This window comes from Curtobacterium poinsettiae, assembly GCF_047226435.1.
GTDB lineage: Bacteria > Actinomycetota > Actinomycetes > Actinomycetales > Microbacteriaceae > Curtobacterium > Curtobacterium poinsettiae.
Genome location: NZ_CP178434.1, coordinates 3,108,810 through 3,123,076 on the forward strand (window position 1 = coordinate 3,108,810; position 14,267 = coordinate 3,123,076).

Below are 14,267 nucleotides of genomic sequence, written 5' to 3' on the forward strand. Positions count from 1 at the left end.
CCGCTCCGGGTCCGGCCGGCCGCGGCCCCCGACAGCCGGCACGAGGGACGGGGCGCGTACCGTCGAGGGCATGCACGCCATCACGTTCGACGACGCTTCCATGTCCGTCACCGACCTGCCCGACCCCCGACCCGGCACCGACGAGGTCCTGATCGAGGTCGCCGCCGCCGGCGTCAACAACGCGGACCTGCAGCAGCGCGCCGGGAACTACCCGCCGCCGCCCGGGGCCTCGGACGTCCTCGGGCTCGAGGTCTCCGGCACGGTCCGGGCCGTCGGCACCGGGGTCACGACCGTCGCGGTGGGCGACCGGGTGTGCGCACTGCTCTCCGGCGGCGGGTACGCGTCGCTCGTCGTCGCCCCGGTCACCCAGGTACTGCCGGTCCCCGACGGGGTCGACCTGGTCGAGGCCGCCGGTCTGCCCGAAGCCGCCTGCACGGTCTACTCGAACATCGGCATGCTCGCCGGGCTCCGACCCGGGCAGACGCTCCTGGTGCACGGTGGCACGGGCGGCATGGGGTCGCACGCGGTGCTGTGGGCGAAGGCCCTCGGTGCGACGGTCATCGCGACGAGCGGTGGGGAGCGCAAGGTCGCCGCGTCCCGGGACCTCGGTGCCGACCTGGTCGTCGACCACCGCACGGAGGACTTCGTGGAGCGCGTCCTGGCGTTCACCGACGGGGTCGGTGTCGACGTGGTGCTCGACGTCGTCGGCCCGTCCTACCTGGACCGGAACCTGCAGGCCCTCGCCCCGAACGGGCACATCGCGGTGATCGCCGCGGGCAGCGGCCGCACCGCCGAGCTCGACTTCGGGGTGCTGATGCGCAAGCGCGCGTCGATCAGCGGCACGACCCTGCGCGCCCGGCCGCTCGCCGAGAAGGCCGCGATCGTCGCCGCCGTCCGCGAGCACGTCTGGCCCTTCGTCGCCGACGGCAGCATCCGACCGGTCATCGACTCGGTACTGCCGCTCGCCGAGGTCGAGGAGGCCCACCGCCGCGTGCGCGACGGTGAGGTGATCGGCAAGGTGCTGCTGACGCCCTAGGCGTGCACGCGGGCGAGGAACTCGACCAGCGCGGGGTGCTGCGGGTGGTCGAGGACCTCGGCGGGCGATCCCTGCTCGACGACCTCGCCGCGGTGCAGGAAGACGATCCGGTCGGCGACGTTCCGCGCGAAGTGCATCTCGTGCGTCGTCATCAGGATCGTCGAGCCCTGCCGCTTCAGCTCGGTGACCAGGTCGAGCACCTCGCCGACGAGCTGGGGGTCGAGCGCACTCGTGACCTCGTCGAGCAACAGCAGCTCGGGGTCGGACGCGATGGCCCGGACGATGGCGACGCGCTGCTGCTGCCCGCCGGACAGCCGGTCGGGGTACGCGTCGGCGAACGAAGCGAGGCCGATCCGGTCGAGCAACCGTCGCGCGGTCTCCTCGGCCTGGGCCCGTCCGATGCCGTGCACCTGACGGGAAGCGAGCGTGACGTTGTCGAGCACGCTCATGTGCGGGAACAGGTTGAACTGCTGGAACACCACGCCGATGCGGGCCCGCACGGCGTCGACGGCGACGCGCGGGTCGGCGATGTCCGTGCCCTGCAGCAGGATCTCGCCGTCGTCGATGCCTTCGAGCAGGTTGACCGTCTTGAGCAGCGTCGACTTGCCCGACCCGGACGCCCCGATGACGCAGATGACCTGGTGGCGGTGCACCGTCAGGTCGATCCCGCGCAGGACCTCGTGCTCGCCGAAGGCCTTGCGCAACCCGCGCAGTTCGAGGACCGCGGCGTCCGTACCGGACGCACTACGGGCCTCCAGGCCTGCCTGGCTCATACGGTCCCTCCGATCTGCTCACGCCGCTGCTGCCGACGCGCGATCGCGTCCGTGACGCGGATCAGCGGCAGGCTGATCACCACGAACAGCAGCCCGGCGACGAAGTAGGGGGTGAAGTTGTAGGTCTCGGCCTGCGCGATCTGAGCGGAGCGGACCGCGTCGACGGCGCCGAGGATCGAGACCAGACCGACGTCCTTCTGCATCGACACGAAGTCGTTCATGAGCGCCGGCGTGACCTTGCGGATCGCCTGCGGCAGCACCACGAGGCGCAGCGTCTTGGCGTGCGAGAGCCCGAGCGACCGGGCGGCCAGGCGCTGCGAGGGGTGCACGGCCTCCATGCCGGCCCGGAGCACCTCGGCGATGTACGACGAGTAGGTCAGGGTGATCGCGATCGTGCCCCAGACCTCGGCGGGCAGCCGTGGGAACACCCCGAGCCCCGGGATGCCGTAGCCCACCAGGTAGAGCACGATGATGAGCGGCAGGCCGCGGAACAGGTCCGTGTACCCGGTCGCGAGCATCCGCAGCGGGAAGAACACCGGGTTGCGCAGGCCCCGCACGACCGCGAGCAGGGTGCCGAACACGGCGACGCCGATGGCGCTGAAGAACAGGATCCGGACGTTCAGCCACAGGCCCAGCAGGATGTCCGGGAACGTGTCGATCGCGGTCTCGGGGTCGAAGAACGACTGCTGCACCGCCGCCCAGCCGGGGGTGTTCACGACGCCGAAGTACACGACGGCGAGCACGACCAGGGTGGACACGACCGACACGACGACCGAACGACGGCCGCGCTGGCGACGGTAGAGCCGACGCTCGAGCTCGACCTGGCTCGGCGCGGGGGCGGCCACCGGGGTGCCGGTGCCTGCTGGCAGCGTCATGCGGTTACTTCAGGACCGGGGTGCCGGTCTCGGACGACAGCCACTTGGTCTGCAGCTTGTGCAGGGTGCCGTCGTCGTCGAGGGTCTTGAGGGCCTTGTCGACCTTGCTCGTGAGCTCCGAGCCCTTCGGCAGGACGAAGCCGAACTGGTCGCCCTTGCCGTCGTCGGGGAACTGCGCCGACACGGTCCCGTCGTCGAGCTGCGCGCCGGACATGTAGAACGCCGTCGGCAGGTCGGTGACGATGGCGTCGATCTGGCCGGACTTGAGTGCGAGCACGGCGTCGTCGTTCGAGTTGAACACCTGCGGGGTGACCCCGAGGACGTCCTTGACGCTCGCGATGCTCGTCGAGCCGGTCGCGACACCGATGGCGTCCTGCTTGAGCGCCGCGATCGTGGTGTCGTCGGCGGCCTTCGACTTCTCCGTCGTGACCACGGCCTGCGTCGTCGTGTAGTACGCGCTCGACATGTCGACGGCCTTCTTGCGCTTCGCGTCGATCGAGAACTGCTGGACGTTGAGGTCCCAGTCCTTCGGGCCCGGGGCGATGGCACTGTCGAAGGTGCTGCGCTTCCACACGACGTCGGACTTGCCGTAGCCCATCTCCTTCGCGACGGCGTACGCCACGGCGGACTCGAAGCCCTTGCCGGACTGCGGCTTGTTGTCCTCGACCCAGGGCGAGTACGCCGGGTCACCGGTGGCGATCGTGAGCTTGCCGTCGGTCACGGTGCCGTCGGCGTTGCTGCTGCCCCCGGCGGAGCAGGCCGACAGGGCGAGGGCGGCGACCGCGGCGGTGGCGACGGCGAGGGTGAAGCGGAGGGGACGGGTCACGGTCGGGCCTTCGTGCGAGGGGGGGGTGGGGGCAGGTCGAAGTGTACTTCGCGGTGGGATACCAACGCGAAACGGTGTCGCGGTGCTACTCGGCGGCAGAGTCCCCGTCGTCGGCCATCGTGAAGTCGTCGAACGAGAAGCCCGGCGACACCAGGCAGCTCAGCAGCACTTCGCCGTCGCCCGGGATCGTCCGCTGCCACACCCCGCCGCGCACGAACGCCTGCGCGTCGTTCACCCGGTCGCGGCCGGCGTCCGGGCCGAGCGTGATCGTCGCGCCGGGCTCGGGGACGTCACCGTCGCCGCCGAGCTGCAGGTCGACGGTGTCCGGACCGTGCCACATCCAGATCTCGTCGCTCGTGACCCGGTGCCAGGCCGAGGCCTCGCCCGGGGGCAGCAGGAAGTGGATCAGGGTGGCGGCCGGACGGTCCCCCGCGGGGGTGGTGACCGTCGCCGGCGAGGTCCAGGTGCGGACGTACCAACCGCCCTCGGGGTGCGGTTCCATGCCGAGGGCGATGGCGCGCTTCGGCACGTCGAGCCACTCGATCAGGTCGCCGTCGACGGTGCGACGGGCCGCCATGCCGGGGCGGGGTGCGGTCTCGGTCATCGTTCCTCCTGGTGCGGTGCGGGGATGTCCATGTGCGGGGAAGCCGGTTCGGTGACGACGCCCGCCGCGGCACGGACGACCCCGCGGATCACGGTGGCGGCCGCCCGCCCGGCGCCGTCCTCGACGAGCTCGGCGAGCGCGTCCGGCACGGTACGGGCATCGACGTCGAAGACCGCCAGGTCGGCACGCGCCCCGACGGCGAGGTGCCCGATGCGGTCCGGCCCGACGGCGAGCCCCATCGCGTGCGCGCCACCGAGGGTCGCCGCCGCGAGCAGCCGCTCGTGCAGGTCCCGGTGCCCGTAGCCCTGGGCGCGGGCGATCCGGTGCAGCGCGGTGACGTCGGCCATCAGGTCGAGGGACGGCGACGACGACAGGGAGTCGGTGCCGATGGCGATCGGGCTGCCCTCGCGCAGGTAGTCGGCGACGGGCGGCGGATCGAGGCCGATGACGGCGTTCGACCGCGGGCACAGTGCGACGGCGGTGCCCCGGGCACGCAGGAGGGCCCGGTCGGCCGCGGTCATGTAGACGCCGTGGGCGATGTGGCAGTCCGGGCCGAGCACCCCGAGCCGGTCGACGAACGCGGTGGCACTCGCGCCGAAGCCCAGGGCTCGCAGCGCCCGGAACGACGGCACGTTCGCCAGGTGCCAGTCGTTCCCGTGTCCGACGCCGTCGACCCCGTCGAGCCCGGGGACCGGACCGAGGGCGGTGCGCTCCCCCTCGAACGCCGCTTCGCCGAGGTGCAGGTGCAGTCGCAGACCGCGCTGCCGCACGATGTCGGGGAGCTCGAGCAGCGGGGCGACCTCGAGCGAGTACGGCGCGTGCGGCGACAGACCCGCACCGGGCGTCGTGGGGATCCGGTCGAGTTCGTCGAGCACCTGGTCGCGACCGTGCGACTGCCAGGCGTCGTTCTCCCAGTCCATGACCTCCCAGTACGCGATGCCGCCGAGCCCGGCGTCCTGCAGCGCGGTGGCGGCCTCGATGTCGGTGACGATGTCCGCGATGCTCGTGACGCCGGCCAGGATCGACGCCCGTGCACCGTCCGCGGCTTCGGCCCGCCAGTCGTGCGGTTCGGCGTAGTCGACGTTGAACGCTGCGGCCCAGTCCTCGAATCCGCCGTACTGCCGTTGGCCGACACTGGCCATGCCGGTGTACTGCAGGTGCGAGTGCGCGTTCACGAGTCCGGGCAGGAGCGCGCCACGCCACTGCCGCTCGGTGAACGTCGCGCCGGACCCGGTGAGCTGGTCGATAACCCACGACCGGTCGCCGACGTGCAGGATGCGGCCGTCCTGCACGGCGACCGCGCCGTCCGCGATCGGCGGCGCGGTCATCGGCACGACGACGCGCGCCGAGTGCACCGTGACCGGGTGCTGTCGGGCGCTCACGTGGGGTCTCCGAAACGGTGCGTCCGGACGTCCGGCTCGCGGTCCGCCGGGTGTTCAGGGGGGAGGCCTGGGCCCACGCCGCCGGTTCCGGTCTGACGCGCCAGCGGCAGCCCGGCCGTGCCGGTGGGGAGAGGCCCGACGTGCGTTCCGAAGGCGGCGAGCGCCGTGCGGGCGGTGATGTCGTCGACCGCGGGGTCGATCGGCACGACGGCACGCTCCAGCTCGTCGCCGCGTTCCAGGAGCATCCGGACGGCGCCGAGCTGCACGGCGAAGGACAGGTCCATGATCTCGACCGGGTTGCCCTCGGCCGCGGTGATGTTGATGCAGCCACCGTCGTCGAGCACGATCGGCCCGCCGTCGACGCCGGGGAACACGAACCGCTCGGCCTTCGGCCCCACGGGCCGCCGTTCGACCCCGGCGGCGAGGGCGTCATCGACCGCGATCTCTTGGTCGACCCCACCGGCGACGGCGACGATCGCGCCGTCCGCGCAAGCACGGAGCACCTCGAGGTCGATGGTGTCCGGCACCCCGGTGGCGCTCATCACGAGGTCGGCGTCACGCACCGCCTGGACCAGCGGGGCCACGGCGTACCCGGCGAAGCGGGCCTGCAGGGCGCGGACCGGGTCGGTCTCGGCGACCGTCACCCGGAACCCGAGGGCGGCGAGCACCAGGGCGACCCCTTCGCCGACGTGCCCGAACCCGGCGACCGCCGCCGCGCCTCTCCCCACCGGCACGGCCAGCCCGCCGCTGGCGCGTCGGGCCGGAACCGGCGGCGTGGGCCCAGCCTGCAATCGGTGTGCGCCGGACGCGAGCCCGTCGACCAGGTCGAGCACCGCGAACACCGTCGACTGCCCGGTGCCGTACCGGTTGTCGAAGAACGTCTTGGTGCGGGCGTCGTTCACCGCGATCACGGGGATGCCGAGCTCGCCGCGCGCTGCCAGCACACGCAGGGGCCGCAGGCCGCTCGTGGTCTCCTCGGCGGCGCCGAGCATCGTCGGCAGCAGGTCGGGGCGCTCCTGGTGGGCGAGCCGGATGACGTGTGCCCCGTCGTCGAGCAGGATGTGCGGCGCCGTGTCGAGCATCGCGAGGGCCAGCCGCTTCTGTTCGGCGAGCGTCGCCGTGCTGCTCGCGAAGACCGTCAGGCCGGCCGACCGCAGTGCGTCGGCGACGGCGTCGTCGGTCTCGTCGGCGTGGGCGTAGACGACGACCTCGGCACCGGCATCGCGGAGCAGCAGGCTCAGCACCGCCGTCTTGGGTTCGAGGAACATCGCGACGCCGATGCGTGTGCCGCGCAGGAGTCCGCCGTCGCGGAGTTCGGCGGCGACCGACCGGGCGACCGGCATCGACCGCCGGGCCCATCGCAGGCGGGCCTCGGCTGCGGGGTCGTGCTCGGGGTCGCGGCCGGTGGAGACGAGGAAGACGTCGTCGGACAGCATCGGGACGGCGAGCACGCCGGGGCGGGCGGGTGCGACGGGGCCGAAGGCGTCCTCGTCGACGGCGGGCAGGTACCGGCCGGCGTCGATGACGACCAGGGTGGTGCCGCGCGGGCGGTCGGCGGCCTGCTCGACGGCGGGCGTCGATTCCTCGGGCGTGCCGAGACACCAGAGCTGGTCGACCAGGTCGGACGGCTGCCGCGGGTTCGGCTGCTGCTCGTCGGCCTCGCGCGCGCCGAGTGCGGTCAGCAGGTGCCGGAGCGCCGCGGCGTCCCGGGGGTCCCCGCCGATGATGCGGAACCGGCGGGCGGCGACGAGCAGGTTGGTCGCAGCGGCGAACCGCCGGACGGCCGCCGAGGCCCAGGCCAGCGTCGCGGGGTCGGGTGCTGGCGGCATGTGCCAATCGTAGGGCGAGGCCGGGCACGCGCCTGCTGCGGAGGCCTGCGGTCCTGTCGCCCTGCGACGCGGGCTCCGGGAATGCCCGGTGGCGCTCCGACGTACTCTCTGCACATGAGCGATGCGACGACTGCCCCCGACCGCGTGACCATGTTCGGCGCCGACTGGTGCCGCGACTGCCGTCGGTCCAAGGCGCTGCTCGACACCCTCGGCGTGGACTACGAGTACGTCGACGTGGAGCAGGACCTGTCCGCGGCGGACCGTGCCGAGGCGATCAGCGGCCGGAAGAACATCCCCGTCGTGGTGCTGCCGAACGGCAAGCACTTCGTCGAGCCGTCCGACGCCGAGCTGCGCGCCGAGCTCGAGGCCTCCGGCGTCGTCTGAGCCGCACCGGCAACGCGCGGGTGAACATCGGATGAATCAGGCATCATGAGCGCGTGATCATCGACGCTCACCACCACCTCTGGGATCCCGCCGACCGGCCGTACCCCTGGATGGACGACTCGGTCGCCCCGATCCGCCGACGGTTCGACGTGGACGACCTGCGCGCCGCCGCTCGGAGCACCGACGTCACCCGGACGATCGTCGTGCAGGCCGTGCACGACCCCGGCGAGACCGCCTGGCTCCTCGAGCAGCCCGAGCCGGTCGCCGGGGTCGTCGGCTGGGTGGACCTGACCGCCCCGGACGTCGCCGACCGGATCGCCGCCCTCGTCGCCCTCGTCGCACGACCCGGTCGCACCCCCGTGGCCGGGAACCGCCTGGTCGGCATCCGGCACCAGGCGCAAGACGAACCGGACCCGGACTGGCTCGCCCGGCCCGAGGTCGTCCGAGGCGTCCGCGCCCTGGCCGCCGCCGGCCTGGTGTTCGACCTGCTCGTCCGCGCACGGGAGCACCGTGCAGCGCTGACACTGGTCGACGCCGTGCCCGAGGCCTCGTTCGTCCTCGACCACGCCGGCAAGCCCGACATCGCGGGCGAGGACCCCGGGTGGCCGAGCCGGATGGATGACTTCGCCGCACGCCCCACAGTCGTCTGCAAGGTGTCCGGCCTGTTCACCGAGGCCGGCCCGGAGTGGCGACGCCAGCCGGTCGACCGGTACGTCCGCGCCGTGGTCGAGCGGTTCGGCCCGGCGCGGTCGATGTTCGGGTCGGACTGGCCCGTCTCGACACTCGCCACGACCTACGACGACGTGGCCCGACGCACCACCGAGGCGCTGGCCGACCTGAGCCCGGACGACCGCCAGGCGGTCCTCGGCGGCACGGCGGAGCGCACCTACCTGCATGACAGGACCCTCAGCACCCGGAACCTTGTCGACACCTCGGACCAGACATAGGATGTCTCTGGTTGCGCCGGTGCAACCGGAGAGCGAGGAACGATGCAGTTCGCACGACTCGGCCCCGCGGGCGACGAGATCCCCGTCGCGGTCGACACCGACGGCGAGGTCCTCGACCTCCGCCCGATCACGACCGACATCAGCGGCGCCTTCCTGGCAGCGGACCCGGTCGCCCGCGTCCGGCACGCGCGCGACGCCGGCGACGTCCGGGTGCTGCCCGACGCCGAGGGCCTGCGGCGCGGCGCACCGGTGGCCCGCCCCGGCAAGGTCGTCTGCATCGGCCTGAACTACCGCGACCACGCCGCCGAGACCGGCGCCGATATCCCGACCGAGCCGATCGTGTTCATGAAGGACCCGATGACGGTGATCGGCCCGGACGACCAGGTCCTGATCCCCCGCGGCAGCGAGAAGACCGACTGGGAGATCGAACTCGCCGTCGTCATCGGCGCCACCGCCCGGTACTGCGACTCCGACGAGGCGGCGAGCGCCTGCATCGCGGGCTACACCATCGCGAACGACGTCTCCGAACGCGCCTTCCAACTCGAGCGCGGCGGGCAGTGGGACAAGGGGAAGTCCTGCGAGACGTTCAACCCGCTCGGCCCGTGGCTGGTCACCCCCGACCAGGTCGACCCGGCGGCGCTCGCGCTCCGGCTCACCGTCAACGGCGAGGTGCGGCAGGACGGCACCACCGCCGACATGATCTTCCGACCCGTCGAGATCGTCCGGTACCTGTCGCAGTTCATGGTGCTGTACCCGGGCGACGTCATCAGCACGGGCACCCCGGCCGGGGTCGCCCTCGCAGGACACGCGCCGTACCTGCAGCCCGGCGACGTGGTCGAACTCACCGCCGACGGGCTCGGCTCGCAGCGCCAGACCGTAGGAGCAGCCTGATGACCGACACCACCGACCAGACCGGCACCACCGGCACCACCGGCACCACCGGCACCACCGGCACCACCGGGACGCCCGGCAGCCACGCGGGTCTCCGCGCGATCGTCACCGGCGGCGCCTCCGGCATCGGCGCGGCCATCGCGGCAGCCCTGCGGGAGCGCGGCGCAGCGGTCGCCGTGCTCGACCTGCAGCCGTCCACCGCCGAGGGACTCGTCTCCGTCACCTGCGACGTGTCGTCCGACGAGTCCGTCCGTGCCGCCGTCGCGTCGGCCGTCGACCAGCTCGGCGGTCTCGACGTGCTCGTGAACAACGCCGGCATCGGCGCTCAGGGGAGCGTCGAGGACAACACCGACGACGAGTGGCGCCGCGTGTACGAGGTCAACGTGCTCGGTGCCGTTCGCCTGTCCCGCGCCGCACTCCCCCACCTCCGGGCCTCCGACAGCGCGAGCATCGTCAACACGTGCTCCGTCGCGGCCACCGCCGGACTCCCCCAGCGTGCGCTGTACTCGGCCACGAAGGGGGCGATCTCTGCACTCACCCGCGCGATGGCAGCCGACCACGTCCGCGAGGGCATCCGCGTCAACGCCGTCAACCCGGGCACCGCCGACACCCCGTGGATCGCACGGCTCCTGTCGACCGCGGACGACCCGGCAGCCGAACGCGCCGCGCTCGAGGCACGCCAGCCGCACGGCCGACTGGTGCAGGCAGCCGAGGTGGCCGAGGCGGTCGCCTACCTGACGAGCCCGCTCGCCCGGTCGACGACGGGCGTCGAGCTGGCGGTCGACGGCGGGATGCAGGCGCTCCGGCTGCGGCCGGCGTGATCGCGCCACGGCTCCGCCGCACGGCCTGGAGGCCCGTCCCGGGTATCGTCGGGACGTCCCGTCGCACAGGCGGCCGGGTCCACAGGAGGTGGTGACGTGGCGTCGTTGACCGACGATGCGATCGCACGCATCCAACAGATGATCGTGAGCGGCGAGCTCCAACCCGGCCAGCGCCTCCCGCCCGAGAAGGAACTGAGCGAGTCGCTCGGCCTGTCGCGGAACAGCCTGCGTGAAGCGGTGAAGGCGCTCGAGCTCATCCGCGTGCTCGACGTCCGACGCGGCGACGGCACGTACGTGACGTCCCTCGAACCGGGCGTCCTGCTCGAGGCGGTGTCGTTCGTCGTCGACATGCACCACGACCGGTCGCTCGTCGACCTGCTCGAGGTGCGACGCATCCTGGAACCGGCGTCCGCCGTCCTGGCGACCGCGCGTGCCACGGAACAGCAGATCGACGAACTCGCGACCCTGATGCAGTCCGTCACCGACGACACCGGCGTCGAGGACCTCGTCGCCCACGACCTGTTGTTCCACTCGACCATCGCGGGCATCGGCGGCAACCAGTACCTGTCCGGACTGCTCGACGCCCTGTCGAGCAAGACGGTGCGGGTGCGGGTGTGGCGGGGGCTGACCCAGAACGGCTCGGTGCAGCGGACCCTCGACGAGCACGCGGCCATCGTCGACGCCATCCGACGCCGCGACCCGCAGCTCGTGCAGGCCCTCGTCGTGTCCCACGTCGAAGGGGTCGAGCGCTGGTTGCGGCGCTCCCTGGACTGAACCCGACAATCCTCCCAGGAACCTCGGAGTTGTGTCAGTCCTCGGCCCTGACTCCGGCAACCATGCCGCGGCAACCGCACCCACGAGGAGGACACCGTGCTCGGTCTCATCATCAGCTTGATCATCATCGGACTCATCGCCGGCGCTCTCGCCCGGCTCATCATCCCCGGCAAGCAGAACATCGGCATCCTCATGACGATCGTCCTGGGCATCGTCGGCTCGTTCGTCGGCGGATTCCTCGGCTACCTGATCTTCAACCACGATGGGAACGACGGCTTCTTCCAGCCGGCCGGCATCATCGGCTCGATCATCGGCGCCGTCATCGTGCTGTTCATCTACACGCGCGTCGCCGGCCGCGGTTCGCGCCGCTAGGCACCACACTGCCGGTCTGACCGGCGCACGACGAAAGGCACCCCGAACCGCGCAACCGCGTGGGCGGGGTGCCTTCGTCGTGCGTGGGTCAGGTGTCGAGCAGGCCCGCAGCACGCAGGTCGTCCCAGAGCGCCTCGGGCACGACGGCGGCGGCCCGGGCGACGTTCGAGCGCACCTGGTCGGCGGACTGCACGCCGAGGGCGATCGCGGCGACCGCCGGGGCCCGCCGTGGGAACGCCAGCGCGGCCTCGGGCAGGGTGACCCCGTGGCGGTCGCACACGTCGGCGATGGCGTTCGCCCGCGCGAGCAACCGCGCGGGCGCCTCGGCGTAGTCGTAGGTCACGCCGGCCGCGGGGCGCTCCTGCCCGAGCAGCCCCGAGTTGTAGACGCCGACCGCGACGACCGCGACGCCCAGCGCCGCGCACCGGTCGACGAGCGCCGCCGCCGGTTGCTCGAGCAGCGTGTACCGGCCGGCGAGCATGACGACGTCGCAGAGCCCGGTGTCGACGGCCGCCGACAGCGCCTCGACGGAGTTCGACCCGACGCCGACCGCCCGCACGACGCCCTCGTCGCGGAGCTCGGCGAGGGTCGGCAGCGCCTGGGTCAGGCCGTCGGTGAGCGAGTAGACGTCCGGGTCGTGCAGGTAGGCGACGTCGACGTGGTCGAGCCCGAGCCGGCCGAGCGAGTCGTCGAGCGAGCGCCGCACGCCCGAGGGCGACGGGTCCCACTGCCGCACGGTGTCGTCCGGCACCGCGAAGCCCCCGGACGCCAGGTCGTCGCCGTCGCCGCGCCCCGGCACGAGCACCCGCCCGACCTTCGTCGACACGAGGAACTCCTGCCGGGGGCGTCCGGCGAGCGCCACCCCGAGCCGTCGTTCGGACAATCCGAGGCCGTAGTGCGGAGCGGTGTCGAACCCGCGCACCCCGGCGTCCCAGGCGGCGTCGACCGTGTCGCGGGCGTCGTCGTCGGAGACCGGACGGAGCAGGTTGCCGATGCCGGCCCCACCGAACCAGAACGGCCCACGGTCCAGGTCGAGGGCGAGGTCCGTCACGGGGCCACCTGGTCCACGCCGTCCACCTGGTCCGCCAGCGACCAGACCCGCGGGACGCCGTCGTCGTCGCCCGAGTAGTCGTCGGCCGCCTGGAGCAGCGGGTTGATCGTCTCCTGCCACTCGGCGTTGACCGGGTCGTCGGCGAGCGCCCGGCGCATCGCCCGGTGGTCCTCGACCTCGATCAGGTGGACCAGGTCGAGCCCGTCCCGCCAGATCGTCCAGTCGTGCACGCCGGCCTCGCGCAGTCGTGCCGCGAGCGCGGGCGGGACCGAGGCGTGCACGGTGTCGTACGCCGCCTCGTTCCCGGCCCGCAGTCGCGTCCGCGTCAGGATCCGCTGCATCAGTCGCGCAGGAACAGCTCGACGACGGGGACGGCGACGTCGGGTCGCACGATGGGCAGCGTCAGGGTGAGGGTGCCGGCGGGCTGGCCGCCGAGCCCGGTGTTCTGCGCTCGGGTGCCCGGCGGGATCTCGCGGAAGTGGATCTCCGACGCGTCGTTGAGCAGCTGCGCGTACGCCACCTTGCCGGCCAGGTCTGGCAGGTGCACGTGCTCGAACGGCCAGGCGAACAGGTGCAGGTACAGGCGGTTCCCGTTCTGCGTGTAGACGGTGTTCCGCGGGGCGACGAACTTCGCGGGTCCGGCGCCGTACACCGAGCGGGCGTGCTGGTGCATCCACGTCCCGATGCCCTCGAGCGTCCGGCGGGAGACCCCGTCGAACTCACCGCGACCGGTCGGCCCGATGTTGAGCAGCATGTTCCCGTTGTTCGAGACGCCGTCGACGAGCATGCGGACGAGCAGGTCGACCGGCTTCAGGTTCAGGTTGTCGCGGTCGTAACCCCACGAGCCGTTCAACGTCTGGCAGGCCTCCCACGGCACCGGGACCCCGCCGACCTCCATCGGCTTGTCGGGCTGGTACTGCTCCGGGGTGACCAGGTCACCGTGGATGTCGAGCCGGTCGTTGACGATGATGCCCGGTTGCAGGCGCTTCGTCAGCGCCATGAGTTCCTCGGAGCCCCACTCGTCGCGACCCTTGCCGCCCCAGATGTCCTCGTGGTCGTTGTCCCGGTACGAGAAGTCGTAGAACAGGTAGTCGATCTGCCCGTAGTCGGTGAGCAGCTCCTCGATCTGACCGTGGAGGTACTCGCGGTAGCGCGACATGTCGCGGCCCTCGTTGAACGCCTCGATCTCCTCCGCCGAGTCGTCGCGCCGGGGGTGCACGCCGTCGACGGTGAAGTCCGGGTGGTGCCAGTCGATGAGCGAGTGGTAGAAACCGACCCGCAGCCCCTCGGCACGGACGGCGTCGACGAACTCCCGAACGATGTCCCGGCCGAAGGGGGTGTTCGTGGACTTGTAGTCGGTGAGTGCGGTGTCCCACAGGCAGAAGCCCTCGTGGTGCTTCGTGGTGAGGACGACGTACTTCATCCCCGCCGCGCGCGCACGGCGGGCCCAGTCGGCGGCGTCGAACAGGTCCGGGTCGAAGTGGTCGAAGTACTTCTGGTAGTCGGCGTCGGTGATCCGTTCGTGGTTCTTCACCCACTCGTGCCGTGCCGGCAGGGCGTAGAGCCCCCAGTGGATGAACATGCCGAACCGGTCGTGGGAGAACCACGCGGGGAACCCCGCGGGATCCGTCGCGGTCTGCGGGTCGGCAGGTGCGGTGATGGTCATGAGGCCAGTGTTCCTTTCAGTGGAGGACGAGGGAAG

General features: G+C 72.1%; 16 protein-coding genes. 7 read left to right on the plus strand and 9 right to left on the minus strand.

Annotated elements, in window-relative coordinates; translation table 11 throughout:
* Positions 1–70 precede the first annotated feature (70 nt).
* On the plus strand, positions 71–1,036 hold the full coding sequence (locus tag ACL00U_RS14625) for an NAD(P)H-quinone oxidoreductase (protein ID WP_042540057.1): 966 nt from the start codon (positions 71–73) through the stop codon (positions 1,034–1,036).
* On the opposite strand, the gene ACL00U_RS14630 is transcribed toward ACL00U_RS14625, so the two are convergent.
* From ACL00U_RS14630 to ACL00U_RS14655, 6 genes are all read right to left on the minus strand, one after another.
* Positions 1,033–1,809, minus strand: a complete 777-nt coding sequence (locus ACL00U_RS14630) for an amino acid ABC transporter ATP-binding protein (RefSeq protein ID WP_412873559.1) — start codon at positions 1,807–1,809, stop codon at positions 1,033–1,035. The two genes, ACL00U_RS14625 and ACL00U_RS14630, sit on opposite strands and share 4 nt — an antisense overlap.
* Entirely contained in the window at positions 1,806–2,684 is an 879-nt protein-coding gene (locus ACL00U_RS14635; RefSeq protein WP_017888001.1) for an amino acid ABC transporter permease, read from the minus strand. The genes ACL00U_RS14630 and ACL00U_RS14635 overlap by 4 nt, the downstream gene beginning before the upstream one ends.
* Positions 2,685–2,688: 4 nt before the next feature.
* A complete protein-coding gene (locus tag ACL00U_RS14640; protein WP_412873560.1) occupies positions 2,689–3,510 on the minus strand; it encodes an ABC transporter substrate-binding protein in 822 nt (273 codons plus the stop codon).
* 85 nt (positions 3,511–3,595) lie between these two features.
* Positions 3,596–4,114 (minus strand): cupin domain-containing protein, encoded by a 519-nt coding sequence (locus ACL00U_RS14645; RefSeq protein WP_236559526.1) that lies wholly within the window; start codon positions 4,112–4,114, stop codon positions 3,596–3,598.
* Positions 4,111–5,496 (minus strand): amidohydrolase family protein, encoded by a 1,386-nt coding sequence (locus ACL00U_RS14650; RefSeq protein ID WP_017888004.1) that lies wholly within the window; start codon positions 5,494–5,496, stop codon positions 4,111–4,113. The genes ACL00U_RS14645 and ACL00U_RS14650 overlap by 4 nt, the downstream gene beginning before the upstream one ends.
* A complete protein-coding gene (locus tag ACL00U_RS14655; RefSeq protein ID WP_412873561.1) occupies positions 5,493–7,325 on the minus strand; it encodes an adenosylhomocysteinase in 1,833 nt (610 codons plus the stop codon). Before ACL00U_RS14655 ends, ACL00U_RS14650 begins: the two co-directional genes overlap by 4 nt.
* A 114-nt stretch (positions 7,326–7,439) precedes the next feature.
* Between ACL00U_RS14655 and ACL00U_RS14660 the strand changes: the two genes are divergently transcribed.
* The 6 genes from ACL00U_RS14660 to ACL00U_RS14685 all read left to right on the plus strand — a co-directional run bounded on the left by ACL00U_RS14660 (position 7,440) and on the right by ACL00U_RS14685 (position 11,514).
* Positions 7,440–7,709, plus strand: coding sequence for a glutaredoxin family protein (locus ACL00U_RS14660; protein ID WP_017888006.1), 270 nt, complete (start codon positions 7,440–7,442; stop codon positions 7,707–7,709).
* 53 nt (positions 7,710–7,762) lie between these two features.
* The gene (locus ACL00U_RS14665; protein WP_412873562.1) at positions 7,763–8,656 is read left to right on the plus strand and encodes an amidohydrolase family protein; all 894 of its coding nucleotides are present in this window, start codon (positions 7,763–7,765) and stop codon (positions 8,654–8,656) included.
* 42 nt (positions 8,657–8,698) lie between these two features.
* Complete coding sequence (locus ACL00U_RS14670; RefSeq protein ID WP_412873563.1) at positions 8,699–9,547, plus strand: fumarylacetoacetate hydrolase family protein; 849 nt, start codon at positions 8,699–8,701, stop codon at positions 9,545–9,547.
* A complete protein-coding gene (locus ACL00U_RS14675; protein WP_412873564.1) occupies positions 9,547–10,368 on the plus strand; it encodes an SDR family NAD(P)-dependent oxidoreductase in 822 nt (273 codons plus the stop codon). Before ACL00U_RS14670 ends, ACL00U_RS14675 begins: the two co-directional genes overlap by 1 nt.
* Before the next feature lie 138 nt (positions 10,369–10,506).
* Complete coding sequence (locus ACL00U_RS14680) at positions 10,507–11,142, plus strand: FadR/GntR family transcriptional regulator (protein ID WP_042540122.1); 636 nt, start codon at positions 10,507–10,509, stop codon at positions 11,140–11,142.
* A gap of 96 nt (positions 11,143–11,238) precedes the next feature.
* A complete protein-coding gene (locus tag ACL00U_RS14685; RefSeq protein WP_056071734.1) occupies positions 11,239–11,514 on the plus strand; it encodes a GlsB/YeaQ/YmgE family stress response membrane protein in 276 nt (91 codons plus the stop codon).
* A gap of 88 nt (positions 11,515–11,602) precedes the next feature.
* On the opposite strand, the gene ACL00U_RS14690 is transcribed toward ACL00U_RS14685, so the two are convergent.
* Genes ACL00U_RS14690 through ACL00U_RS14700 form a run of 3 tightly spaced genes read right to left on the minus strand, consistent with a single transcriptional unit; the run spans position 11,603 to position 14,231 of the window.
* Positions 11,603–12,565, minus strand: coding sequence for an aldo/keto reductase (locus tag ACL00U_RS14690; RefSeq protein WP_042540067.1), 963 nt, complete (start codon positions 12,563–12,565; stop codon positions 11,603–11,605).
* Positions 12,562–12,906, minus strand: coding sequence for an L-rhamnose mutarotase (locus tag ACL00U_RS14695; protein WP_056071737.1), 345 nt, complete (start codon positions 12,904–12,906; stop codon positions 12,562–12,564). The genes ACL00U_RS14690 and ACL00U_RS14695 overlap by 4 nt, the downstream gene beginning before the upstream one ends.
* Positions 12,906–14,231, minus strand: a complete 1,326-nt coding sequence (locus ACL00U_RS14700; protein WP_214562566.1) for an alpha-L-fucosidase — start codon at positions 14,229–14,231, stop codon at positions 12,906–12,908. The genes ACL00U_RS14695 and ACL00U_RS14700 overlap by 1 nt, the downstream gene beginning before the upstream one ends.
* Positions 14,232–14,267: the final 36 nt, after the last annotated feature.